General features: G+C 74.5%; 22 protein-coding genes and 1 riboswitch. Of the genes, 12 read left to right on the forward strand and 10 right to left on the reverse strand.

Annotation, left to right across the window (positions count from 1 at the left end; all coding sequences use genetic code 11):
* Positions 1 to 148: 148 nt before the first annotated feature.
* From LCD31_RS21705 to LCD31_RS21725, 5 genes are read right to left on the reverse strand one after another with little or no spacing between them, the layout of a single operon-like run.
* Positions 149 to 1,192 (reverse strand): zinc-binding dehydrogenase, encoded by a 1,044-nt coding sequence (locus LCD31_RS21705; RefSeq protein WP_224960672.1) that lies wholly within the window; start codon positions 1,190 to 1,192, stop codon positions 149 to 151.
* Positions 1,189 to 2,346 (reverse strand): mandelate racemase/muconate lactonizing enzyme family protein, encoded by a 1,158-nt coding sequence (locus LCD31_RS21710; RefSeq protein ID WP_224960673.1) that lies wholly within the window; start codon positions 2,344 to 2,346, stop codon positions 1,189 to 1,191. Before LCD31_RS21710 ends, LCD31_RS21705 begins: the two co-directional genes overlap by 4 nt.
* A gap of 43 nt (positions 2,347 to 2,389) precedes the next feature.
* On the reverse strand, positions 2,390 to 2,689 hold the full coding sequence (locus LCD31_RS21715) for a hypothetical protein (RefSeq protein ID WP_224960674.1): 300 nt from the start codon (positions 2,687 to 2,689) through the stop codon (positions 2,390 to 2,392).
* Between the two features lie 35 nt (positions 2,690 to 2,724).
* Positions 2,725 to 4,383: a sodium:solute symporter family protein gene (locus tag LCD31_RS21720; protein WP_224960677.1), complete on the reverse strand. Its 1,659-nt coding sequence runs from the start codon at positions 4,381 to 4,383 to the stop codon at positions 2,725 to 2,727.
* Positions 4,384 to 4,435: 52 nt separating this feature from the next.
* Positions 4,436 to 5,470: a LacI family DNA-binding transcriptional regulator gene (locus LCD31_RS21725; protein ID WP_224960679.1), complete on the reverse strand. Its 1,035-nt coding sequence runs from the start codon at positions 5,468 to 5,470 to the stop codon at positions 4,436 to 4,438.
* Between the two features lie 228 nt (positions 5,471 to 5,698).
* Between LCD31_RS21725 and LCD31_RS21730 the strand changes: the two genes are divergently transcribed.
* From LCD31_RS21730 to LCD31_RS21745, 4 genes are read left to right on the forward strand one after another with little or no spacing between them, the layout of a single operon-like run.
* Entirely contained in the window at positions 5,699 to 7,015 is a 1,317-nt protein-coding gene (locus tag LCD31_RS21730; protein WP_224960681.1) for an aminotransferase class I/II-fold pyridoxal phosphate-dependent enzyme, read from the forward strand.
* Entirely contained in the window at positions 7,015 to 8,214 is a 1,200-nt protein-coding gene (locus LCD31_RS21735) for a PLP-dependent aspartate aminotransferase family protein (RefSeq protein WP_224960682.1), read from the forward strand. Before LCD31_RS21730 ends, LCD31_RS21735 begins: the two co-directional genes overlap by 1 nt.
* Positions 8,215 to 8,230: 16 nt before the next feature.
* The gene (locus LCD31_RS21740; RefSeq protein ID WP_224960683.1) at positions 8,231 to 9,112 is read left to right on the forward strand and encodes a dihydrodipicolinate synthase family protein; all 882 of its coding nucleotides are present in this window, start codon (positions 8,231 to 8,233) and stop codon (positions 9,110 to 9,112) included.
* Positions 9,109 to 10,284, forward strand: coding sequence for an MFS transporter (locus tag LCD31_RS21745; RefSeq protein WP_224960684.1), 1,176 nt, complete (start codon positions 9,109 to 9,111; stop codon positions 10,282 to 10,284). The genes LCD31_RS21740 and LCD31_RS21745 overlap by 4 nt, the downstream gene beginning before the upstream one ends.
* Here the strand turns inward: LCD31_RS21745 and LCD31_RS21750 are convergent.
* Genes LCD31_RS21750 through LCD31_RS21760 form a run of 3 tightly spaced genes read right to left on the reverse strand, consistent with a single transcriptional unit; the run spans position 10,259 to position 13,541 of the window.
* A complete protein-coding gene (locus LCD31_RS21750; protein ID WP_224960685.1) occupies positions 10,259 to 11,065 on the reverse strand; it encodes an ABC transporter permease in 807 nt (268 codons plus the stop codon). The genes LCD31_RS21745 and LCD31_RS21750 overlap by 26 nt on opposite strands.
* On the reverse strand, positions 11,062 to 12,021 hold the full coding sequence (locus LCD31_RS21755; protein ID WP_224960686.1) for an ABC transporter permease: 960 nt from the start codon (positions 12,019 to 12,021) through the stop codon (positions 11,062 to 11,064). Before LCD31_RS21755 ends, LCD31_RS21750 begins: the two co-directional genes overlap by 4 nt.
* A complete protein-coding gene (locus LCD31_RS21760) occupies positions 12,018 to 13,541 on the reverse strand; it encodes an ABC transporter substrate-binding protein (protein WP_308011230.1) in 1,524 nt (507 codons plus the stop codon). Before LCD31_RS21760 ends, LCD31_RS21755 begins: the two co-directional genes overlap by 4 nt.
* Positions 13,542 to 13,634: 93 nt before the next feature.
* Positions 13,635 to 13,802, reverse strand: a riboswitch (cobalamin riboswitch).
* Positions 13,803 to 14,068: 266 nt separating this feature from the next.
* On the opposite strand from LCD31_RS21760, the gene LCD31_RS21765 reads away from it, so the two are divergent.
* The 3 genes from LCD31_RS21765 (at position 14,069) to LCD31_RS21775 (ending at position 16,307) form a co-directional block, all read left to right on the forward strand.
* Positions 14,069 to 14,803 carry a hypothetical protein gene (locus LCD31_RS21765; protein ID WP_224960687.1) on the forward strand — a complete coding sequence of 245 codons (735 nt, stop codon included), beginning with the start codon at positions 14,069 to 14,071 and terminating at the stop codon, positions 14,801 to 14,803.
* A 325-nt stretch (positions 14,804 to 15,128) separates the two neighbouring features.
* Positions 15,129 to 15,797 (forward strand): hypothetical protein, encoded by a 669-nt coding sequence (locus LCD31_RS21770; protein ID WP_224960688.1) that lies wholly within the window; start codon positions 15,129 to 15,131, stop codon positions 15,795 to 15,797.
* A gap of 294 nt (positions 15,798 to 16,091) precedes the next feature.
* Complete coding sequence (locus tag LCD31_RS21775) at positions 16,092 to 16,307, forward strand: hypothetical protein (protein ID WP_224960690.1); 216 nt, start codon at positions 16,092 to 16,094, stop codon at positions 16,305 to 16,307.
* 107 nt (positions 16,308 to 16,414) lie between these two features.
* Here the strand turns inward: LCD31_RS21775 and hrpB are convergent, their stop codons facing one another.
* Positions 16,415 to 18,844 carry an ATP-dependent helicase HrpB gene (hrpB, locus tag LCD31_RS21780; protein WP_224960692.1) on the reverse strand — a complete coding sequence of 810 codons (2,430 nt, stop codon included), beginning with the start codon at positions 18,842 to 18,844 and terminating at the stop codon, positions 16,415 to 16,417.
* A 170-nt stretch (positions 18,845 to 19,014) separates the two neighbouring features.
* Between hrpB and LCD31_RS21785 the strand changes: the two genes are divergently transcribed.
* On the forward strand, positions 19,015 to 19,350 hold the full coding sequence (locus LCD31_RS21785; protein WP_224960694.1) for an antibiotic biosynthesis monooxygenase: 336 nt from the start codon (positions 19,015 to 19,017) through the stop codon (positions 19,348 to 19,350).
* Positions 19,351 to 19,393: 43 nt separating this feature from the next.
* Here the strand turns inward: LCD31_RS21785 and LCD31_RS21790 are convergent, their stop codons facing one another.
* The gene (locus tag LCD31_RS21790; RefSeq protein WP_224960696.1) at positions 19,394 to 20,548 is read right to left on the reverse strand and encodes a hypothetical protein; all 1,155 of its coding nucleotides are present in this window, start codon (positions 20,546 to 20,548) and stop codon (positions 19,394 to 19,396) included.
* Positions 20,549 to 20,685: 137 nt separating this feature from the next.
* On the opposite strand from LCD31_RS21790, the gene LCD31_RS21795 reads away from it, so the two are divergent.
* Genes LCD31_RS21795 through LCD31_RS21810 form a run of 4 tightly spaced genes read left to right on the forward strand, consistent with a single transcriptional unit; the run spans position 20,686 to position 22,051 of the window.
* Positions 20,686 to 20,928, forward strand: coding sequence for a hypothetical protein (locus tag LCD31_RS21795; RefSeq protein ID WP_224960698.1), 243 nt, complete (start codon positions 20,686 to 20,688; stop codon positions 20,926 to 20,928).
* Positions 20,925 to 21,137: a hypothetical protein gene (locus tag LCD31_RS21800; protein ID WP_224960701.1), complete on the forward strand. Its 213-nt coding sequence runs from the start codon at positions 20,925 to 20,927 to the stop codon at positions 21,135 to 21,137. The genes LCD31_RS21795 and LCD31_RS21800 overlap by 4 nt, the downstream gene beginning before the upstream one ends.
* Positions 21,134 to 21,298 (forward strand): hypothetical protein, encoded by a 165-nt coding sequence (locus tag LCD31_RS21805; protein WP_224960703.1) that lies wholly within the window; start codon positions 21,134 to 21,136, stop codon positions 21,296 to 21,298. Before LCD31_RS21800 ends, LCD31_RS21805 begins: the two co-directional genes overlap by 4 nt.
* Before the next feature lie 54 nt (positions 21,299 to 21,352).
* The gene (locus LCD31_RS21810) at positions 21,353 to 22,051 is read left to right on the forward strand and encodes a dienelactone hydrolase family protein (protein ID WP_224960705.1); all 699 of its coding nucleotides are present in this window, start codon (positions 21,353 to 21,355) and stop codon (positions 22,049 to 22,051) included.
* Positions 22,052 to 22,290: the final 239 nt, after the last annotated feature.

Consider the following 22,290-nt stretch of genomic DNA (forward strand, 5'->3'; position numbering starts at 1 on the left):
GTTCACTCCTCCCGGCGCCGAGACGATCTCGCTCACTCCGCGGGTGAACGGACCGTTCGACCAACTAGATGGGACGAACAGTCCGTTCACTCCTCCCGGCGCCGAGACGATCTCGCTCACTCCGCGGGTGAACGGACCGTTCGACCAACTAGATGGGACGAACGGTCCGTTCACTCCCCGACCCGGGGGTCAGGAGGATCTTGCCCACCTGCGAGCCGGAGTCGGTGAGCAGATCCAGGGCGGTCGCGGCGTCCGCCAGGTCGAACTCGTGGGTGATGATCCGGCCCGGATCCAGCACCCCGGCGGTGAACAGCCGCACCACGTGCGTCCAGGCCCGCGACGGCGCGCCGAACACGGTGTGCAGGGTGAGCTGCGCGGAGACGAGCCGCGCGGTCACCAGCGAGTCCGATTCCGGCGGCAGCCCGGTGAGCGCGACCCGCCCGCCGCGGCGGGCCAGCCGGGTCGCCAGGTGGGCGGCGCCCGGTGTTCCCGCGGTCTCCAGCACCGCGTCGAACCGCCCGCAGCGGCGCACCGCTTCGAGCGGGGTGAGCACCGCGGTGGCCCCGCACGCCTCGGCGAGCTCCTCCCGCCCGGCGCGGGGTTCGACCACGACGAGTTCGGCGGGCCCGGTGGCGCCGAGCAGCTGCGCGCCGAGCAAGCCGAGGCTGCCGCCGCCGACGACGGCCACCCGCTCCCCGGCGACACCGCCGAGCCGCAGGCACGCCTCGCCGACGCAGGCGGCGGGTTCGAGCACGGCCGCGGCCCGCAGGTCGGCTTCGGGCGGCAGCACGTGCAGCAGCCGCGCGGGCAGCAGCAGGTGGTCGCACCAGGCGCCGGGCGAGGTGAACCCGGTTTCGGCGTACCCGGTGGTGCACAGGTTGTTCTCGCCGCGCCGGCACGCGTCGCAGGACTGGCAGCCGCGGAACCCCTCGCCGACGACGTGGTGCCCGAGGTAGTCGGCGGGAACGTCCGGTCCGACGGCGAGCACGGTGCCGGACCACTCGTGCCCGGGCACCACCGGGTAGCGGACGAACCCGTCGGGTCGCCCGCCGGTGAACAGTTCCCGGTCGGAGCCGCAGATGCCGCTCCAGGCGATGCGGACCAGCGCTTCGCCCGGCCCGGGTTCGACGGGGTCGGCGGCGGCGACGCGGAGTTCGCCGGGCCGGTCGATGACGACGGCGCGCGCGGTCACCGGCCGCTCCCGGTGCCGCGGAACTGCCAGTCCTGGGCGTAGAGGTCGAAGTGCGCGCTCTCCGGCGGGTGCTCGCGCACGAAGTCCACGTCGAGCTCGACGCCGAGCCCGGGCGCGGTGGGCAGCGCGAAGTACCCGTCCACGACCTCGGGCAGCCCGGGCGCGGCCTGCTGCACGTGCCGGTCGGCGAAGTCGTTGAAGTGCTCCTGGATCTTGAAGTTGGTGGTGGCCGCGGCGAGGTGCAGGTTGGCGGCGGTGAGCACCGGCCCGCCGACGTTGTGCGGGGCCACGAGCACGTAGTGCGTCTCGGCGGTGGCGGCGAGCTTGCGGGTCTCCTGGATCCCGCCGAGGTGCCCGATGTCGGGCTGGATGATGTCCGCGGCGCGCCGCTCGAACAGCTCGCGGTACTCGATGCGGTCGTGCACGCGTTCCCCGGTCGCGACCGGCACGTCCACCTTCTCGGCCACTGTGGACAGTGCGGCGAAGTTCTCCGGTGGCACGGGTTCTTCGATCCAGCTGGGCGAGTACGGCACGAGTTCCCCGGCGATGCGGACGGCTTCGGCGGGGGTGAACCGGCCGTGCATCTCGACGAGCAGTTCCACGTCGGGCCCGACGGCGTCGCGGACGGCTTCGACGAGCGACACCGAGCGGCGGCGCTCGTCGGCCTCCAGTTCCCAGCGGCCGGGACCGAACGGGTCGAACTTGAGCGCGCGGTACCCGCGGTCGACGACTTCCCTTGCCGCGGCGTGGAATTCCTCGGGCGTCCGCTCCACGGTGTACCAGCCGTTGGCGTAGGCCTTGATCCGGTCCCGCACCTTGCCGCCGAGCAGCCGCCACACCGGCTGGCCGAGCGCTTTGCCGATGATGTCCCAGCAGGCCATCTCGACGCAGGCGATGCCGGACATGGCGATCTCGCCCGCCCGCCCGTAGTCGCCGTGCTTCATCCGCCACACCAGCGATTCCAGGTCGAACGGGTCGGTGCCGACGAGGTGGCGCGGTTCGGCTTCGCGCAGGTAGCCGAGCAGCGCCTGGGTGTGTCCGAGCATCCGGGTCTCGCCGACGCCGACGAGCCCGTCGTCGGTGTGCACCCGCACGTAGGTGAGGTCGCGCCACGGGGTGCCGAGCACGAAGGTGTCCAGGTGGCTGATCTTCATCCGTCGTCTTCTCCGATCCGTTCGCGGCCCGGGAGGAACCCGCTCATTCCGCTGGAGGTTCGTGGCGCAACGGGCGGATCCGCTGCCACAGCAGGAAGAACGCCCCGACGAGCAGCATCGACACCCCGGTCCACAGGTTGATGTTGATGCCCTGCGCCTTGGCGATCGCGGCTTCACCGGCGAACAGCCCGGCCCCGCCGATGAGCAGTCCGTAGAAGACGAACAGCCCGCCGATCACGCTGCGCACGTCGAACAGCCGGGCCGCGGTGCCGGATCCGCGTTCCAGCTCCGCCACGTCGGCGGCGTGCTCGTCGGGCCTGCCGTGCGGTTCCGGTTCGGTCATGGCGGCCTCCTTTCCGTTGCACATCAGGGGAGAACTCAGAACGAGAACGGCAGGTAGCACAGCGCGGCGAGCACGATCGCGCCCCAGCCGAGCAGTGCCGGGCGGCGGTACCAGGCGGAGTCGCCGGGCAGCACCTCACCGGCGTCGGCGGCCGCGGCGCGGGAGTAGACCAGGCCGCGCAGCTCGTGGTCCGGTTTCGGCGCGGTGGCCAACGCCACCGGCACGCTCACCGCGACGTCCACCGTGAACGCGATCATCGAGGAGATCATGTTGGCGCCCTGGTCGGTGCTGATCGGCACCATCCCGGTCTTGTAGGCGACGTAGAAGCTGATCGGCGCCACCGTTCCCGCCAGCAGCCCCCAGAACCCCGCCTTCGCGGTCATCCGCTTCCAGAACAGCGCGAGGATGAACGTGGCGAACAGCGGCACGTTGAAGAAGCTGAACAGGGTTTGCAGGTAGTTCATGATGTTGCTGAACGAGGCCGCGATGAACGCGGTGCCCATCCCGGCCAGCACCCCGACCGCGGTGATCACCCGGCCCACCCGCAGGTAGTGCTCGTCGGGCATCCCCGGTTTCAGGTAGGGCCGCCAGATGTCGGTGGTGAACACGGTGTTGAAGCTGGAGACGTTCGCGGCCATGCCCGCCATGAACGAGGCCATCAGCCCGGTGACGGCGAGCCCGAGCACCCCGTTCGGCAGCAGATCCCGCATCAGCAGCGGGATCGCGTCGTTGTAGTCGTAGGCGCCCTGCCCGATCTGCGGGTACACCAGCAGCGCGATGATGCCGGGCAGCACCACGATCAGCGGGATGAACATCTTCGGGAACGCCGCGATCAGCGGGGTGCGCCGCGCCGCGGAGAGGTTCCGGGCGGACAGCGAGCGCTGCACCTCCGCGAAGTTCGTCGTCCAGTACCCGAAGGACACCGCGAACCCGAGCCCGAGGGTGATGGTGAGCCAGTTCGCGCCGAGCGGGTTCTCCTGCCCGAAGCCGGTTCCGCCCCACGCGGTGAGGAATTCCGGCCCCGGCCCGGCGAAGACCTGGTCGATGAACCCGTCGATGCCGCCGACGCGGGCGAGCCCGAGCACGGTCAGCGGCACCAGCGCGGCGACGATCACGAAGAACTGCAGCACCTCGTTGTAGATCGCCGAGGACAGCCCGCCGATGATGATGTAGGCGAGCACGAACACGCCGGCGAGCCCGATGGACAGCGGCAGCGGCCAGCCCAGCAGGGCGCGCAGCACGATGGCCAGCGCGAACAGGTTCACGCCCGCGATCAGCACCGACGCGATGGCGAACAGCGCAGCGCTGAGCAGGTGCGAGGAGCTGCTGAACCGCAGCAGCAGGAACTCGGGGACGCTGCGCACCTTCGAGTTGTAGTAGAACGGCATCATCACCAGGCCGAGGAACACCATCGCCGGGATCGCGCCGATCAGGTACCAGTGGATGGTGTAGGCGCCGTACTGCGCACCGTTGGCGGCCATGCCGAGGATCTCGGTGGCGCCGAGGTTCGCGGACACGAACGCCAGCCCGGTCACCCAGGCCGGCAGCGATCGGCCGGAGAGGAAGAAGTCCAGGCTGTTGCGGACGCTGCGCCGCGCGGCGAGCGCGATGCCGAGCACCACCGCGAAGTAGACGATCAGGATGAGGTTGTCCATCCAGTTCATGGACAGCCGCAGGCCATCGGCGCTGATCATGGTCCTCGTCCCCTCGTCTTCGTCGTCGAAGTCGATCCGGTGGCCGGGTAGGTCACCGCATGGGGCCGGTGCTCTCGCGCACGACGAGTTCGGCGCGCACGATCGCCCGGCCCGGTACGTCCTCCCCTTCGACGAGCCGCAGCAGCTGGTCGAAGGTCTTGCGCCCCAGCGCGAGGAAGTCCTGACGCACGGTGGTCAGCGGTGGTGAGTAGTAGGCGGCTTCGGGCACGTCGTCGAAACCGACGACCCGCACGTCGCCGGGCACCGATCGGCCGCCTTCGGACAGCGCGCGCAGCAGGCCGAGCGCCATCTGGTCGTTGGCGGCGAACACGGCCGAGGCCGTCGGGTGCCGCAGCAGTTCCAGCCCGGCCTCGTAGCCGGAGCGCGGGCTCCAGTCGCCGCGCAGCACCGGTGGCGCGGTGCCGCCGTGGGCGGCGAGCGCGTCCCGCCACGCCTGTTCGCGGGCTTCGGTCTCGAACCAGCCGCAGGGCCCGGAGAGGTGCCAGATCTCGTCGTGGCCGAGGGAGAGCAGGTGTTCGGTGGCGCGGCGGCCGCCGTCGCGCTGGTCCACGGCCACGACCGGCACGGGCGCCTGGTCGGTGTCGGCGACGGCGACGACCGGCACGTCGCCGGGCAGTTCGTCCAGGGAGCGCCCGGTTTCGGCGTGCGGCGCGATGACGACGATCCCGGCGACGCCCTGCCCGCGCAGCGCGTCGACGGCTTCGCCGACGCGGGCGCGGCCCGGTTCGCGGACGCTGGCCACCGACACCGCGAACCCGGCTTCGCGGGCGGCGTTCTCGATGCCGAACAGGGTGCTGGCGGGTCCGTGCAGCACCGAGTCGAGCGCCACCACGCCCAGCACCCGGGACCGCCCGGTGGCCAGTCCCCTGGCGTGCGGGTTGGGCCGGTAGCCGAGGTGTTCCACCGCGTCGAGCACGCGGCGCCGCGTCTCGGCCCGCACCGGACCGGTGCCGTTGACGACGCGGGAGACGGTCATCTGCGAGACCCCGGCGAGCCGGGCCACGTCGCCGAGGGAAGCCCGCTGGCCGGGCGCACCGACCGCCGGACCACCGGTTTCGCCGCTCATCGCCCGCACCCGCTCCTCCGCCAGCCGTGATCGAGCCGCCAGTGTTAGCGCTAACACCGGGGTGGTCAAGGTGCCCGGGGCGGAATTGCTCCGCCCGCCGCGACGACGTTGCGGTGGATGGCCGCCGCGGCGGGTCCGACCGGATCCGCACCGCGCCGATCCCTCTCCCGGAGTGCCGAACACCACCTGACCTTCCCTTTTTGTCCTAGGACATTTACGGTCGATGGCATGTCGGGAGGACGCGTGCGCGGCACCACCGCCGCCGAGATCGCCGACTCGGTCCGAGGGCTGATCGCCACCGGGGCCCTGGTCGCGGGCAGCGCGCTGCCGCCGATCCGGGAGCTCGCCGCCGAACTGGGCGTCAACCGCAACACCGCGGCGGCGGCCTACGCGCAGCTCGCCGCCGCCGGGATCGTGGAGACCCGGCGGCGCGGCGGCACGGTCGTGCGCGGCCTGCCCGCGGTGGACGGCGAAGGCCGCGGTGCCGCGGGGGAACTGGTGAACCTCGCCGACGGCAACCCGGACCCCGCTCTGCTGCCCGACCTGCGCGCCGCGTTCGGAGCCGGCCGCCCGCCGGTGCTGTACGGGAGCGCGCCGGTCGACGAATCCCTCGCGGCGTGGGCGGAATCGGAGCTCGCCCCGGACGTCGGGGACGTCCCGCACGACCTGGTCCTCGCGCACGGCGCGGTGGACGCGGTGGAGCGGCTGCTCGGGGCGCACCTCACCCGCGGGGACGCGGTCGCGGTGGAGGACCCGTGCTTCCTGGCCGGCGTCGGCACCATGCGGCTCAACGGGTTCCGCAGCACGCCGGTTCCGGTGGACGCGGACGGCATGACGCCCGACGGACTGGCCCGCGCGCTGGACGCGGGCGCGCGGGCGGTGGTGTGCACGCCCCGCGCGCACAACCCGACCGGCGCCGCGATCACCGCCGGACGCGCCGCGGAACTGCGCGCGCTGCTGTCCCGGCGGCCGGAGGTGCTGGTCGTCGAGGACGACCACTTCTCCGCGATCTCCGCCCGCGCCTACCACCGCATCACGCCCGCGGACGCGCCGCGCTGGGCCCTGGTGCGGTCGGTGTCGAAGTTCCTCGGCCCGGACCTGCGGCTCGCGTTCGTGCTGTGCGACCCGGGCAGCGCCGCGCGGCTGAGCACCCGGTTGAGCTCCTCGGCCGGGTGGGTGAGCCACGTGCTGCAGCACCTGGTGTCGGCGCTGCTGCACGACCCGGGCACCGCGCGGTTGCTGCGCCGCGCCCGCGACCGGTACGCGCGGCGGCTGAGCTCGCTGACCGGCGCGCTCACCGAGCAGGGCGTGGAGCTGCCCGCCGGGGACGGGCTCAACGCGTGGATCCCGGTGGGACGGCGGGAAGAACGGCTCGTCCGGGAGCTCGCCGCGCGCGGCTGGGCGGTGCGCGGCGGCTCCGGGTTCGCGGTCACCGGACGCGGTGCGGGGGCGCTGCGCGTGACCTCCTCGACGATCACCCCGCGGCGGGCGGCGGAGTTCGCCGCCGACCTCGGCGCGCTGCTGCGCACGACGAAGGGAAGCTGATGCCCGACAAGCACGATCCGGCCACCGTCTCCGACGCGACGTGGGCGGTGCACGGCGGCAACGCCACCGACGCCTCGGGGGCGCTGCGCACCCCGCTGGTGCTGGCCAACTCCTACCTGCTGCCGGACGACCCGTCGCAGCTGTCCTGGTCGGACCCGAACACCCGGATCTACGCCCGCAACGGCAACGTCAACCAGCACGCGCTGGAAGCGAAGCTCGCCGCGATGGACGGCGGCGAGTCGGCGCTGGTGTTCGCCAGCGGGGTCGCCGCGCTGCACGCCGTGTTCTTCACGCACTTGCGCGCGGGCGACCACGTGGTCGTCTCGGCGGTGACCTACGAGGCGGTGTGGCGGTTGTTCGCGGAGCTGCTGCCGAGCCGCTACGGCATCGAGGCCACGTTCGTCGACACCACCGACCTGGACGCGGTGCGCGCGGCGATGCGCCCTGCGACCCGGCTCGTGCACGTGGAGACCATCGCCAATCCGACGACCGCGGTCACCGACATCGCCGCGGTCGCCGAGATCGCGCACGCGGCGGGGTCACTGCTGAGCGTGGACGGCACGTTCACCCCGCCGCCGCTGTACCGGCCGCTCGCCGACGGGGCGGACCTGGTGGTGCACTCGCTGACGAAGTTCATCAACGGGCACGGCGACGCCATGGGCGGCGCGGTCATCGGTTCCCGCGAACTCGTCGCGCGGATCCGGGCGGACGCGGGCGTCGACGTCGGCGGCGTGCTCGCCCCGTTCAACGCCTGGCTGATCATGCGGGGGTCGGTGACGTTGCCGCTGCGGCTGCGCCAGCACTTGGCGAACGCGCAGCGCATCGCCGAATTCCTGGACGCCGAGCCGCGGATCGCGTTCGTCGCCTACCCCGGGCTGCCCGGGCACCCGCAGCACGAGCTCGCGGCGCGGCAGTTCGGCGGCCGCGGCTGCGGGGCGGTGCTGGCGTTCGCGCTGGACGGCGATCCGGCGGTGCAGAACCGGTTCACGGCCGCGCTGCGGGTGATCACCTCGGCGGTGTCGCTGGGGCACGACGAGTCGCTGATCGTGCACGTCGCGGCCGGGGCGCGCGGCGGCGACGAGCACTACCCCGAGCAGTTCCAGCGCTACGGCCACCTGCGGCTCGCAGTCGGGCTGGAGGACGCCGACGACCTCATCGCCGACCTGCGCGGCGCGCTCGACGCCGCGCTGCCGGCCTGACCTCCGAGGAGGACGCATGTTCACCGGACTCAGCGCGTTCCCGCTGACCCCCGTCACCGACCGAGGCGTCGACGAAGCCGCGTTCGCGGGGCTCGTCGAACGGCTCGCCACCGCCCCCGTCGACTCGATCACCGCGCTCGGCTCCACCGGCAGCTACCCGTACCTGGACCGGGCGGAGCGCGCCCGGGTCGCGCGGCTCGCCGTGCGGCACGCCGGGGACGTCCCGGTGCTCGTCGGCATCGGCGCGCTGCGCACCCGCGAGGTGCTGGCGCTGGCCGAGGACGCGCAGGAGGCCGGGGCGGCGGGCGTGCTGCTCGCCCCGGTGTCGTACCAGGCGCTGACCGACGAGGAGGTGTTCGGGCTCTACGCGGACGTCACCGCGGCGCTGTCGGTCCCGCTGGTGGTGTACGACAACCCGGGGACCACGCACGTCACGTTCACCGACGAGCTGCACGCGCTGATCGCGGCGCTGCCGAACGTCGCCTCGGTCAAGATCCCCGGGGTGCCGGAGCCGGTGGACCGCGTCTCCCGGTTGCGCGGCCTGCTGCCGGAGCCGGTGACGATCGGGGTCGCCGGTGATCCGCTGGCCGCCGAGGGCATCCTCGCCGGGTGCCGGGCCTGGTACTCGGTGCTGGCCGGGACGGTGCCGGAGGCCGCGGCGGCGATCGCGCGCCCCGCGTTCGCCGGGGATGCCGCCGCGGCGACCGCGGAATCGGACCGGTTGGCGCCGCTGTGGGAGCTGTTCGGCCGGTGCGGCAGCCTGCGCGTGGTGTCCGCGATCGCCGAGGAGCTCGGGCTCGTCGCGCACCCGAACCTGCCGCGCCCGGTGCTGGGCCTCCCGACCGCGGAGCGCGCGGAGGTGGCGCGGCTCGTCGACCTGCTCGACCTGCGACGTTGACCACGGCCGTCCGGGGCGGGCTCGCCCGCTACGCGGTGGCCGCGACGCTGGCCCGCACCTCGGACGGGGGTGCGGTGGTGGCCGTCGTGCTGCTGGTGCACGACACCGGTGGCCCCGGGTGGCTGGCGGGCGCGCTCGGCGCCTGCACCACCGCGCCGCACCTGCTCGGCCCGTTCGTCGCCCGGGTGCTGGACACCGCGCGCGACGGGCGGCGGGTGATCGCCGCCGCCAGCGCCGCGCACGGTGCCGCGCTCGCGGCGGCGGTGCTGCTGCTGCCGGTGGCGCCCGCGCCGATGCCCGCCGTGCTGCTGGTGGCGGCCGGCTCGCTGGGGCCGCTGCTGACCGGGGGCATCAGCAGCAGGCTGCCCGCGATCGCCGGGACCGGCCGCACCGCGCAGCGCCGGGCACAGGGCTGGGACGTCGCGACCTACGGCATCGGCGGCACGGTGGGGCCGACGGTCGTCGCGGCGGTCGCGGCGTGGAGCTCGCCGCTGGTGGCGGCCCTGGTGCTGACCGGTGGGGCGGTCGTCGCAGCCGGGTTCGTGCTGCTGCCGCCCGCGGCGCCGCCGCCGGCGAGCCCGGGTGCGGTGCCGCGCCCGGCCCGCACGCTGTTGCTGATGCTCGCTTCCGGGCCGCTGCGGCGGATGCTGCTGCTGACCACGGCGGTCGCGTTCGGGGTGGCGGTGCTGCCGGTGGCGGCGGTGGTGAGCACCGGTGGTGCCGCGGCCGGTGTACTGACCGCGGCCTACGGGCTGGGGAACCTGGCGGGCTCGGCGGGGGTGCTGGTGCGGCCGCCGTCCGGCGAGGCGGATCGCCTGGTGGTCCGGTCGGCGGCGGTGGTGGTGGCCGCGCTGGTGCTGATCGCGTCGGCACCGTCGTTCGGGTTCGCCGCCGCTGCCTACGCGGGCGCTGGGATCGCCAACGGCTACTTCTTCGCCGCGACGCTCGCCGCGCGCAGCGAGCACGCACCGGACGCGGCGCGCGGGCAGGTCTTCGTCTGGACCGGCGCGTTGAAGATCACCGCCGGGTCGGCGGGCACCGCGTTCGCCGGCGCTGCCACCGCCGCCTCGGCGCGGCTGCCGCTGGTGGTCGCGATCGCGCTGACCGCGCTGGTGGCGCTGGGCGTGCGGCTCGACCGCGGCCGGTTCAGCGCCGAGCGGGTCCCCCGGTGACCAGGTACCGGTCCACGAGCAGGTTGAGGCCGGTGCACAGCGCCACGAGCAGGCCCGCGGGCACCAGCACCGCGCACGGCTGCAGGAACAGCGCCTCCTGGTTGCGCTCCACCAGCACCGCCCAGTCCGCGGTGGCCGGGTCGATCCCGAGGCCGAGGAAGTTCGCCGAGGCCACCAGGTACAGCACCAGGCTCAGCCGCCCGCCCGCGTCCACCGCGACGGGCCCGAGCACGCCGCGCCCGACGTAACCGAAGTGCACCCGCCACCACGATTCCCCTTGCAGCGCCATGGCTTCCACCACGCCGCGCCGCCGGGCGCCGAGCGCCGCACTGCGCACGATCCGCACCACCGCGGGCAGCTGCAGCAGCGCGACGGCGACGACGAGCGCCGCCCCGGTCCGAGTGCCGGTCGCGGCCAGCACCATGAGCACCAGCAACCCGGGCAGCGCCAGCACCAGGTCCAGTCCGCGGGTCAGCCACCGGTCGACCCACCGGTGGGGCTGCCCGACGGCGGCGAGCGCCAGCGGCACCCCCACCAGGTAGGTCAGCACCAGCGCGCCGCCCGCCAGCACCAGCACCGAACCCCCGCCGTGCAGCGCGAGGGCCAGCACGTCCCGCCCGAGCACGTCGGTGCCCAGCGGGTGGTCCGCCCCGGGCGGCAGCAGCGGGACGTTCGCGGCCCGCACCGATCCGCCGCCCGGCAGCAGCCCGGCGAGCACCGGCCCGGCCAGCGCCGCCAGCAGCGGCACCCCGAGCAGCAGCCACCCGGCGGCGCGGCTCACCGCGCACCCGCCCGGAACCGCCGCGCCACCAGGTCGATGACCAGGTTGATGCCGATGGTGATCGCCGCGAACAGCAGCGCGTAGCCCTGCACCACCGGCAAATCGCGGGCCTTGACCGCTTCCACGAATCCGGAGCCGATCCCGCCGAGCGCGAACAGCGCCTCCACCACGACGACGCCGCCGAGCAGCCCGTCCACGGTGCGCGCCAGCTGCTGCAGCACCGGCCCGATGGTGTTCGGCAGCACGTGCCGCAGCACCACGTCGCGCTCGCCGAGACCGGCGCGGCGCACGTGGGTGGCGTACTCGGCGCCGTTCGCGGTGACCACACCGGTGCGGACTTGGCGGGCGAGCGCGCTGAGCTGCTTCGCGGCGAGCACGCCGACGGGCAGCACCAGCACCGCGGGCTGCGTCACCAGCGACCACCCGGACAGCCCGCCCGCGGTGGCCGGCAGCCAGCCGGCCCGCACCGCGAACACGCCGACGAGCAGCAGCGCCAGCGCGAACTCGGGCACCGAGTTCAGCAGCACCACCACCGAGTTCACCGCCCGGTCGAACCGGCTCCCGGCGCGCAGCCCGCTGCGCACGCCGAGCCACCCGGCCAGCGGCAGCACCACCAGCAGCGTCAGCGCGGTGAGCAGCGCGGTGGTGGCGGCGTTGCGGGTGATCTCGTCGAGGACGGGCCTGCCGGTGCGCAGCGAGGTGCCGAGGTCGCCGTGCAGCACCCCGCCGGCCCACTGCGCGAACCGCGTCCCCCACGGCTGGTCGAGCCCGAGCCGCCGCCGCAGCACCTCCACCTGTCCGGTGTCGGCGTGCTCGCCGAGCACGACCTGCGCGGTGTCGCCGGGCAGCAGCGCGGTCAGCGCGAACACGCCGACGGCGACCGCGGCGATCTGCACCAGCGCCACGCCGAGCCGGGGCAGCACCGCGGCGGACGCCCGCGCGGCGGGCGCGATCAACCCACGCTCACCCGATCGAAGCGGGCCCAGTCCAGCGAGTTCGGCGGCGCGCCCCGCACCCCGGCCACGGAGGTGGCGGTGGCGACGTTCCAGCCGCTGAAGCCCCACACCACGTTGCCGCTGTTCTCCCGGGCGAGCCGCTGCGCGCGCACCAGCAGGTCGGCTCGGCGGGCGTCGTCGGCGGTGGCCAGCGCCCGCCCGTAGAGCTCGTCGAACTCGGCGGAGCGGTACCCGGTGTAGTTGTTGCTCCCCGCGTCCGAGGTCATGCGCTGCCCGAGGAACGTCGGCACCGGCAGCGCCGCGGTCCGGGACAGCGAGGCGACGCCGTGCTCCTTGATGTCGGAGAAGTACGTTTCGGCCGGCCCGATCCGCGGCGACACGCGCATCCCCGTCTCGCCGAGCTGCTGGGCGATGAGGCTGGCGGCGGATTCGAAGTAGGGGTCGACGGAGCTGGTCTGCAGCTCCCAGCTCAGCCCGTCTGCCCCGGCTTCGCGCAGCAGCGCGCGGGCGGCGTCGACGTCGCGCGCGGGCGCGGGCAGGTCCGGCGGGTAGTACTTCAGCCCGGCGCCGAACAGGTCGTTGCCGAGCCTGCCCTGCCCGCTGAGCGCGATGTCCAGCAGCGCCTGCCGGTCCAGGCCGACGCGCACCGCCCGCACCAGCCGCGGATCGGAGAACGGCGGCCGGTCCACCTTGAGCAGCAGGGCCTGCATGGTGCCGAACGGCGCCGAGTGCACCCGCGCCCGGCCGCCCTGCTCCAGCAGCCGCACCGAGTTGGCGCTCACGTCGTGCGCGTAGTCGACCTGCCCGGACAGCAGCGCGTTGACCCGGGCGCTCTCCTGCTCCATGGGCACGAATTCCAGCTCGGCCGGGGTCGCGGGCCCGGACCAGTGCCGGTCGAAGCGGGCGAACACGGCGGTCCCACCGGGTTCGAAGGAGACGAACCGGAACGGGCCGGAGCCGACGGGCGCGGTGAAGTCGGTGGTGCCCGCGGGCACGATCTCGGTGGCGGGCGCGCCCCACGCCGACGGGAACTCGAAGTTCGGCGCGCCCAGCACGAGTTCCAGTTCGGTCGCCGAGATCGCCCGGCTGGCGCCGAAGTCGACGTCGGCGAAGTGCGAAGCGGACTGGGCCGCGGTGGCGTCGTCGGCGATGCGCCGGTAGGTGAACAGCACGTCCTCGGCGGTCACCGGCCTGCCGTCGTGGAACTCGGCCGGGCGCAACCGGATCCGCCACCGGGTACCGGTCGGGTCGGGCTGCCAGCTCTCGGCGAGCCGCGGCACCACGCTCATGTCGTCGGCGTAGCCGACGAGCGTGTCGAACAGCGCCTTCGCGCGGGCCTGGTCGACGAACAGCGAACCGGTGTGCGGGTCGAGCGATTCGGTGGCGCCACCGGCGGGGAACGCCAGCCGCAGCCTGCCCGCGCTCGCCCCGGAACCGCCGGCGCAGGAGACGAGGGGGACCGCGGCGATCGCTCCGGCCACGCCCGCGAGCAGCCGCCTGCGGCCGATCACGCCGCTCACGCGGCGCGGGCCGGTTCGGGAACAGCGGGGAAACCGGGCGTGTGCGGCGAATCCGGGTGCACTGCGTACCTCCTCCGGGGCTCCGCGACCCCGTGCGAATCGGTACGACGGTGCCAGTCTCCTGACTCGCGGATCGACGTCGCGCCCGGCCTTCCCATCGGCTGCCCGACAGTGGCGCTGGTGGACGCGGCTCCCCGTTCACAGTGGCGGGACCGCACCGGATTCGCACCGGTTTCCTGCACACCGTCGCATTGGAACGACTCGTCAACTTTTCAGCCTGCGTCGTGCCTTGTCAAGGAAGTGTGAACCGCTCGGCATCCCGTCACCGCGGGTCGCGGTGCCGTCGCCCACCGCCCGCGCGCGGCGGAGCGGCCCGCCCGGTCTCCTCCGGAGAACGGTGCAGCACCCGTTGGGCGAGCGGGCGAGGGGATTCCCGCGTTCGGCAGCGGGGAGCGCGCGGAACCGCGGCGGCCGCCACCGCACCGGGCAGACTCACCGGCACCCGCCGACGACGACGAGGAGCCGCCATGCCCACGCCCGGTTTCCCACCTGGAACCCTGGACGCCACCGGTTATCCGATCTGGCTGTCCGAACTGGACGTGCCGGGTCCGAACCACACCGCGCACCTGGTGCGCGACCTGGAACCGGCGCGGGCGCTGGAGGTGCTCGGCGCGGACCCGGGTTCCGCCGCGGCGTGCACGCTGCCCGAACAGCGGCCGGACGAGTTCACCTCGCTGCCGCGCGCGGCGCTCGGCGATCCGCAGTGCCTGTCGGTGCTGCTGGCGACCCGCATCGGCGGCTGGACACTGGTCTTCGACGACGCGGGCACCACCTTCCAGGTCGGTGGCCTGGACACGATGCGCGCACTGCTCGACGGGATGCGCACCGGGGACTGGTCCGCGCTGCAGGAGCCGGAGGTCCCGCGGACCGTCCCGCGAGCACCGGCGGAAGCCCTCTCCGCGTCCGGCGGCCCGGCGGTGACGTTGCACGCCAACATCAGCGGGTTGCTCAGCCTCGACTACGCGGTGGACGGTTCGCGCGCGTACCGCACGACTTCCGACGACCTCGATCACGAGACCGCCGAACCACCGGCCGAGGTGCGCGCCGCCGCCGCGGCCGCCGGCATCGTGGAGCGCGCCCACCTGGAGCCGGGCGAGACCGACGAGGCCGCGGTGACCCGCATAGGCTGCGCGCTGGCCGGGGTGACGTGGACGATGGACGACCTGCGGGCGGCTCCGCTGCTGGCGGTGGCGCTGACCTGAGCGCCCGCGCCCCGCGTTCCCCTCGCGCGGTTCCGGGGCGCGTCGGCGGGTTCCGCAGCGGGTGGTCGCGCAATGGTGGGGAGCGCAGCGGGTGGGAGCGCAGCGGGTGGTGCCGCGACCGGGGGTTCGGATCCGGGGAGACTCGCCCCCGACTCTTTCGTCCACTGTGGACGAAATCTGCAGTCCGGCCATTCCGGAGAGCGGGACACGCTTGGAGCCGGAAGTCCGCTCACACGGCGAAGACCTCCACCTGACCGTACCGGGACGGAATTGTCGGTGCCCTGGGGCAAGGTGCCGAGAAGAACCGAACCGACTGGAGACGACGATGCCCGAACCCGCCTTCCCCGCCGCAGCACTGGATTCCGGGGGCCGCCCCGCGTGGATCACCGAACTCGGCGCGGAGGACCCGCACCAGATCGTGCACCTGGTGCGCGACCTCCAGCCGCGCGAAGCGCTGGAAGCGCTCGGGGCGCGGCTCGCGCACGCGCGCCCCTGCACGCTCCCCGAGGAGCGGGCCGACGAGCACTCCTCGCTGCCGCGCACCGCGCTCGGCGAGACCGACTGCGCCTCCGCGCTGCTGGCCGGGCGGATCGGCGGGTGGACCTTCGTGTTCGACGACGCGGGGCACACCGACTCGGTCTCGAACGAGCAGGGCGGGCTCGAATCCGCCGCGCTCGCCCTGTCCCGCACCGGCGGGGCGGCGCTCAGCCTGGCGCACAACTTCGACGGACCGTGCTGCGGCCTCGAATTCGCCGAGGACGGCGCGGAGGTGCTGTGGACGAACTCCGACGACCTCGAAGGCTCGCTCCCCGAGCTGCCGGACCGGATCCGGGAGGCGGTCGCGGCCGCCGGGATCGTCGAGCAGGACCACCTCGACCCGGGTGAACTGGACGAGGAGGCCGTGATCCGCACCGGCTGCGTGCTGGCCGGGATCACCGGGTGGACCTCGGCGGACGTGCGGGCCGCCGACCTGGTGCTCGTCCCCTTCGGCTGACCACCGCGGCGGGGGGGGGGGGGGGGGGGGGGGCGGACCGCCGGGGGGCCCCCCCCCCCGCGCCCGCCCCCCCCCGCCCCCCCCCCCGGGCCGGCGCCCCCCCCCCCCCGCCGCCCCCCCGCCCGCCCCCCCCCCCCCCCCCCCCCCCCCCCCCCCCCCCCCCCCCCCCCCCCCCCCCCCCCCCCCGCGCCCGGGAACGGCCGCTCGGGCGTGCGGTGCCGATCCGGCGGAACCGGCGCCGCGCCCGGCCGGCCCCGCGTAGGGTCGCGGGCGATCGTGCGGAGGAGGTGCCGGATGCGGCGAGGTGCGCGGGCGCCCGCGGAGTTCGATCCGAAGTACGGGCAGCGGTTCTGGTCCGCGGTGGCGCTGGTCGCGCAGGGCGCGCTGTGGCTGACCGCGGACCTCGCGCCCTGGACGCGCGCGTTGTGCTGGGCCGCCATCGCCGTGGGTGCCGTGGCGGCGGCCCGGTTCGGGTGGCGCCACCTCGACGCACGCCGTGCACGACGCTGACCAGCGGTCGAACGCGTACGGCGACCGCACGACCGCCGCAGGCCCGGAGTGAACGGACCCTCCGACCAACCAGATGGGACGAACAGTCCGTTCACTCCTCCCACCGGTCAGGTGGGGCGGCGGGTTCGGCGGGTCGGGGTCGCCGTGGTGGGGTCGTCGGGCCAGGAGTGCTTCGGGTAGCGGCCGCGGAGGTCGGCGCGGACCTGCGGGTAGCCGGTCGTCCAGAACGATTCGAGGTCGGCGGTGACCGCGGCGGGCCGCCCGGCGGGGGACAGCAGGTGCAGCAGCAGCGGAACCCGCCCGTCGGCGAGCAGCGGCACCTGGCGCCAGCCGAAGACCTCCTGCACCTTCACCGGCAGCACCGGCCGCTCTCCCGAATAATCGATCTTGATCCGCGATCCGGACGGCACCTCCACGCTCTCCGGCGCGAGTGCGTCGAACCGGGACGCCCGATCCCACGGGAGCAACCGCCGCAGTCCTCCCCCGGCGGAGATCCGCGCCAGGTCGGCGCGTCCGCGCGCCCGGGACAGCTCCGGTTCCAGCCACGAATCGGCCCGGGACAGCAGGGATTCGTCGTCCACGGCCGGCCACGGTTCGCCGAGCGCCTCGCGCAGGAAGCCGATGCGGTGCCGCAGCCGCGTCGCGTCCTGGCTCCACGCCAGCAGGCCGAGCCCGTCCTGGCGCAGCCCGTCGAGCAGCGCGGCCCGCAGCAGTGCCGGGTCGGGTTCGCGCAGCGGCCTGCTGTCCACGGTGATGGCGCCGATGCGTTCGGCGCGCACCGCACGCACGTCCCCGCCGGTCCAGCCGACCTCGTCCCGGGTGCTGTGCAGCGCGGCCGCGATCCGCCGGGCGAGCGCTTCGTCGATGGGCGCGGCGAGGCGCACGGTGCCGTGGGTGGCGCCGGGTGCGCGGTCGGCGACGGCGACGGCGAGCCATTCGGCGTGCCGCAGCGGTGATCCGGCGGGCAGTTCGACGGCGGTGCCTGCGGCCATCAGGTAGACCGGCGAGTCGGCCGCGCGGCGGCGCGCGATGCGTTCCGGGTAGGCGAACGCGACGACCTCCGCCGCCGAACCACCTCGCCCGGTGCCGTCGACGCGCTCGGCGAGCCTGCGGGATTCCCGCCGCCACCGGTCGGATCCGGGACCGCCGCGGCGCAACCGGGCCAGTGCCGAGTCCACATCGGACTCATCGGTGACGGTGTCGTCGTCGAGCAGCGCCACGACTTCGCTCGCGGTCCGCGCGCCCGCCCGTTCGGCCCCGTCGAGCAGTGCGCGCGCCAGCCGCGGGTGCAGGCCGAGTTCGGCGAGCCGCGTCCCCCGGCCGGTGACGGCACCGTCGGCGGTGAGCGCGCCGAGGCCGCGCAGCACCTGTTGCCCGGCGGCGAGCGGACCGGCGGGCGGCTCGTCCCACCAGGTGAGCGCGGTTCCGTCGGGCGTACCCCAGCAGGCCAGTTCCAGGGCGAGCCGGGTGAGTTCGGCGGTGCGGATCTCGGGTTCGGCGAACGCGGGCAGCGTGCTGTGCTCGTGCTCGGGCCAGCAGCGGTACGCGAAACCGGGTCCCTGCCGCCCGGCGCGGCCGGCGCGCTGGTCGGCGGCGGCTCGCGACACCCGCACGGTGGCGAGCCCGGCCAGGCCGCGCCGGGTGTCCACCCGGGACACCCGGGACAGGCCGGAGTCGACGACTGCGCGCACGCCCGGCACGGTGAGGCTCGATTCGGCGACGGCGGTGGCGAGCACCACCTTGCGTCGTTTCCCCTGCCGCAGCACGGAATCCTGCTGCGCGTGCGGCAGCCGCCCGTGCAGCGGGAGAACGTCCACATCGGACAGGTCGGCGAGCGCGGCAGCGGTGCGGCGGATCTCCCCGGCACCGGGAAGGAAGGCGAGCACGTCACCGTCCTGCTCGTCGAGCGCCGTCCGCACCGCACGCGCCACGCACGCTTCGATGCGTTCGCGCCGGTTCGGCGGCAGGTAGCGGTGCTCGACCGGGAAGGTGCGAGCCTCGGCGTACAGCACCGGCGCGCCGCCGAGGACTTCGGACGCGCGGGTGGCCGCGAGCGTCGCCGAGGTCGCCAGCAGCCGCAGGTCGGGGCGCAGCCCGTCGCGGGCGTCGAGCAGCAGCGCGAGCAGCAGGTCCGCGTCGAGGTGCCGCTCGTGGCACTCGTCCAGCACCACCACGTCCACATCGGACAGTTCGGGGTCGGATTGCAGCCTGCGCACCAGCAGGCCGGAGGTGACGACCTCGACGCGGGTGCGCGCGCCGCGCCTGCGCTCGCCGCGCACCGAGTAGCCGACGGTCCCGCCGACCTCCTCCCCGAGCAGTTCGGCCATCCGGCGGGCGGCGGCGCGGGTGGCGAGCCGCCGCGGTTCGGCCACGACCACGCGCAGCCCGCGTTCGGCGAGCGCCAGCGGCACCAGCGTCGTCTTGCCGGTGCCGGGCGGGGCGACCAGGACGGTGGTGCCGTGCTCGGCGAGCGCGTCGGCGACCTCGCCGAGCACCGGTTTCACCGGCAGGTCGGGGAGGCTGGAGAACTCGGTCATCGCAGCACAGTGTCCCCGCAGCACATCGAGCCGTGCCGCCGAGGTTCGCCGAACCGTGCGGCCGGTGGCGCACGACCGGGTGGCCGGGTCGGCGCCGGTTTGACTCACGTCAGTTTCCTGACACAGAATGTTTGTGTCAGAAAGCTGACACCGACGATTGCGAGAACCCCATGCCGAGCACCATCGAGCAGGGCGCGCCGCTGGCCACCCTGATCAACGTCTTCACCGTCCGCCCGGAGCGCCAGCGCGAGCTCGTGGACCTGCTCGACCAGGCGACCGAAGAGGTCATGATCACGCTGCCCGGCTTCGTGTCCGCGAACATCCACGCCAGCACCGACGGCACCAAGGTCGTCAACTACGCGCAGTGGAGCGACGCCGACGCGTTCCGCGCGATGCTCGCGAACCCGGTCGCGCAGCCGCACATGACCGCCGCCGCCGAGGTGGCCGAGTCCTACGAACCGCACCTCTACGAGGTCTCCGCCGTGCACGCCATCGACCAGCTCTGACGCACCCCGACCCAGGTGAGTCGGGGCGTGGCGCGGTGGGCGCTCAGCGCTGCGGCAGGCGGTGGCGGAGGTGGTCGAGGACGTCGGCGAGGGTGCTGGGCAGCGGTGCCCGCGACGTGCGGGAGAGCGCGCGGCGCAGCACCTGCTCGGTGGCGCCGGACGCGATCTGGCCGACCATCGGAGCGATCCGCACCGCCACCCGCTCCGCCTCACCCAGGTCGCGCGCCGCGAGCAGTGCGTCGAGCAGGTTCGCGCGGTGGATGTACAGGCCCCAGCGGTAGTCGGCGACCTGCTCAGCGCCCTCGGCCGAGGCCGCCAGGTGCGGCAGCGCTCGCGCCGGGTGGCCCGACGTGGCGTACATCAGTCCTCGGTGCGCCGAGACGACCTGCTCGTCCACCCACCACGTCCACGGCGGGTCGCGCCCGTCGATCCCCTCGTCGACGGTGACCCGCGCTCGTGCGAACGCGCGCTCCGCATCCGACGTCGCACCCAGCTCTCCGAGCGCCCGCGCCGCCCGCACGTCGAACAACGCCCGCACCCGGCCGGGCAACCGATCGTCCGAGCCGAAGCGCTGGGCGATCCGCAGCGCCTCCCGCGGACGCCCGCTGCCGGTCGACGCCAACGCCTGGTTCGACAGGATGAACCACTGCATCGAGGTGTCCCCCGCGATCTGCGCCAACATCAACGCTTCGGCATTGATCGCCCGCGCCTCCGCATGCCGCTGCGCATCGATCAACATCCACCCCGCGACCTCACCCAACTCCGCCGCCACCACCTCCAGATCCCGCTCCACACCCGAGCGATACCGACCCGACGCCAACACCCGCTGCGCATCCCGGAACCGCCGCACCACCGCGTCCACCACCTCCCCCGAACCGAGCAAGGAGTCCATCCGCACGAACTGCCGAACCGCACCCCGCAACGACTCGACGTAGTCCGCGCCCGCCGGTGGGCCGTGCTCCGCCGGGTCGGGCCCGGCCGGGGCCAGCGGTGGTTCCGGAACGGAGTCGGCGAAACCGAGATCGGCGTCCGAGGCGACGCCCAGCACCGCGCGCAACGCCGCCCGGTACGGCGCCGTCGGACACCGCACCGCACCCCGCTCCCACTTCGCCAGCAGGTGCGGGTCGAGGTCGTGGCGCTTGCCGGTCTCCCGCCACAACCACGCCGACACCGCGGACGCCAGCTCGGACCTCGACATCGGCTCACCGGGTGCGCGGCTCGACGCGACCCGGAGCCGCGCCGCACGCAGTGCTTCGTTGGGCAGACCCACGGTTACCCATGATGACCACCCCGCTGACCTGACGTCCACGCACCCTCCGTCACGACACTGCCACCATGAGTGATGGTGGACATGGGGTGAAATGGGTCGGGAGCCGGTACCGGTCGGTGTCGCACGCGGTACCCGCCGACTGGCGGTGGACGCCGGGATGCGTGACGCGGGCGCTGTGCGGACGCGAGGTCCGCCCGTCCTGGCCCGGGTTCCTGCTGCCCTCCGGGGTGTGCCCGGACTGCCGGGAGCGGGCCGGGCACGTGCCACCGCTCGCCCACCGCCGGCCGGCCCCGCGGGAGCAGCGATGATCTTCTTCGCCCGCTACCGCAGCACCGCGCTCGGCGTGACCGGGCTGATCAGCCACGCGTTCGAGGTCCGGCACCCGGCCGCGCGCGGGCGGGAGCTCACCGCGCGGTGCGGCCGGAGCTTCGCACCCGACGGCCTCGCCGTGCTGCCGGGGTGGACCGGGAGCCGCTGCCCGGCGTGCGCGCTCGACCTGTCCCGGCGGTCCCGGTGAGCGCCGTCGACGGGCGCGGCGGGCTCCCCGCGCCGGACCGCGCGCGGTACGGCACCGGCTGGGTCCACCTGCGCAGCGGAGACCTCGCCGAACCGGCGCGGGGGACGCGCCCGGACCTCGCCGTGCTGGAGGCGGTCCTGACCCGGTTGCGGGAACTCTGACGCCACCCACCCCACCCGATGCCGACCGGTGCCCGCAGGTGGTGCAATGCGGGCATGGCTGACAACCCCTTGCAGAACGTGACCTTCCCCAGCAACGGGCACACCGCGCACGGCTACCTCGCCCTGCCGGAATCCGGTAGCGGGCCCGGCGTCGTGGTGATCCAGGAGTGGTGGGGGCTCACCGACCACATCGCCGACGTCACCAACCGGCTCGCCGCCGAAGGGTTCGTCGCGCTCGCCCCCGACCTCTACGGCGGCCGCACCACGCACGACTCGGACGAAGCCGGGCAGCTCATGCAGGAGCTGCCGGTGGAGGGCGCCGCCCGCGACCTCGGCGGGGCCGTGGACCACCTGCTGTCCCTCGACGCCGTCACCAGCGAGAAGATCGGCGCCGTCGGGTTCTGCATGGGCGGCGGGTTCGTGCTGGTGCTCGCCGCGCAGCAGGGCGACAAGATCGGCGCCGCGGTGCCGTTCTACGGGGTGCTCGGCGAGGACTACCCCAGCTTCGAGAACCTGACCGCGCCGCTGCTGGGGCACTTCGGCGAGCAGGACGCCATGGCCCCGCCGGACGCCGTCGAAGCGCTCGCCGACCGCATCGAGAACGAGTCCGGCACCCGCCCGGACTTCCGGATCTACCCGGCCGGGCACGCGTTCTTCAACGAGAAGAACCACATGGGCACCTACGACCCGGTGCAGGGCGCCAAGGCGTGGGGCGCCACGCTCGAATTCCTGCGGGCGAAGCTGGAAGGCTGATCCCGGTGCGCGGGGGGCCCCCCCCCCCCCCCGGGGGGGGGCGCCCCCCCGGGGGGGGGGGGGCGCCCCCCCCCGCCGCCCCCCCCCGGGGGCGGGGGGGGGGGGGCGGGCCCCCCGCGGGGGGGGGGGGGGGGGCCCCCGGCCCGGGGGGGGGGGGCCCCCCCGCGCCCCCCGCGGGGCCCGACGCGGCCCCGGGGGCCACCGCGACCGGCCCCCGCACGACCGCCGCAGGCCCGGAG

It is taken from the genome of Saccharopolyspora sp. 6M, from assembly GCF_020176775.1.
In the GTDB taxonomy this organism is placed as follows: domain Bacteria; phylum Actinomycetota; class Actinomycetes; order Mycobacteriales; family Pseudonocardiaceae; genus Saccharopolyspora_C; species Saccharopolyspora_C gregorii.

Coding starts and splice junctions, on each gene's coding strand:
- LCD31_RS21710 (WP_224960673.1), bottom strand. CDS start 2,346: ATGAAGATCAGCCACCTGGACACCTTCGTGCTCGGCACCCCGTGGCGC.
- LCD31_RS21715 (WP_224960674.1), bottom strand. CDS start 2,689: ATGACCGAACCGGAACCGCACGGCAGGCCCGACGAGCACGCCGCCGAC.
- LCD31_RS21720 (WP_224960677.1), bottom strand. CDS start 4,383: ATGATCAGCGCCGATGGCCTGCGGCTGTCCATGAACTGGATGGACAAC.
- LCD31_RS21725 (WP_224960679.1), bottom strand. CDS start 5,470: ATGAGCGGCGAAACCGGTGGTCCGGCGGTCGGTGCGCCCGGCCAGCGG.
- LCD31_RS21730 (WP_224960681.1), top strand. CDS start 5,699: ATGTCGGGAGGACGCGTGCGCGGCACCACCGCCGCCGAGATCGCCGAC.
- LCD31_RS21735 (WP_224960682.1), top strand. CDS start 7,015: ATGCCCGACAAGCACGATCCGGCCACCGTCTCCGACGCGACGTGGGCG.
- LCD31_RS21740 (WP_224960683.1), top strand. CDS start 8,231: ATGTTCACCGGACTCAGCGCGTTCCCGCTGACCCCCGTCACCGACCGA.
- LCD31_RS21765 (WP_224960687.1), top strand. CDS start 14,069: ATGCCCACGCCCGGTTTCCCACCTGGAACCCTGGACGCCACCGGTTAT.
- LCD31_RS21770 (WP_224960688.1), top strand. CDS start 15,129: ATGCCCGAACCCGCCTTCCCCGCCGCAGCACTGGATTCCGGGGGCCGC.
- LCD31_RS21775 (WP_224960690.1), top strand. CDS start 16,092: ATGCGGCGAGGTGCGCGGGCGCCCGCGGAGTTCGATCCGAAGTACGGG.
- hrpB (WP_224960692.1), bottom strand. CDS start 18,844: ATGACCGAGTTCTCCAGCCTCCCCGACCTGCCGGTGAAACCGGTGCTC.
- LCD31_RS21785 (WP_224960694.1), top strand. CDS start 19,015: ATGCCGAGCACCATCGAGCAGGGCGCGCCGCTGGCCACCCTGATCAAC.
- LCD31_RS21790 (WP_224960696.1), bottom strand. CDS start 20,548: ATGTCGAGGTCCGAGCTGGCGTCCGCGGTGTCGGCGTGGTTGTGGCGG.
- LCD31_RS21795 (WP_224960698.1), top strand. CDS start 20,686: ATGAGTGATGGTGGACATGGGGTGAAATGGGTCGGGAGCCGGTACCGG.
- LCD31_RS21800 (WP_224960701.1), top strand. CDS start 20,925: ATGATCTTCTTCGCCCGCTACCGCAGCACCGCGCTCGGCGTGACCGGG.
- LCD31_RS21810 (WP_224960705.1), top strand. CDS start 21,353: ATGGCTGACAACCCCTTGCAGAACGTGACCTTCCCCAGCAACGGGCAC.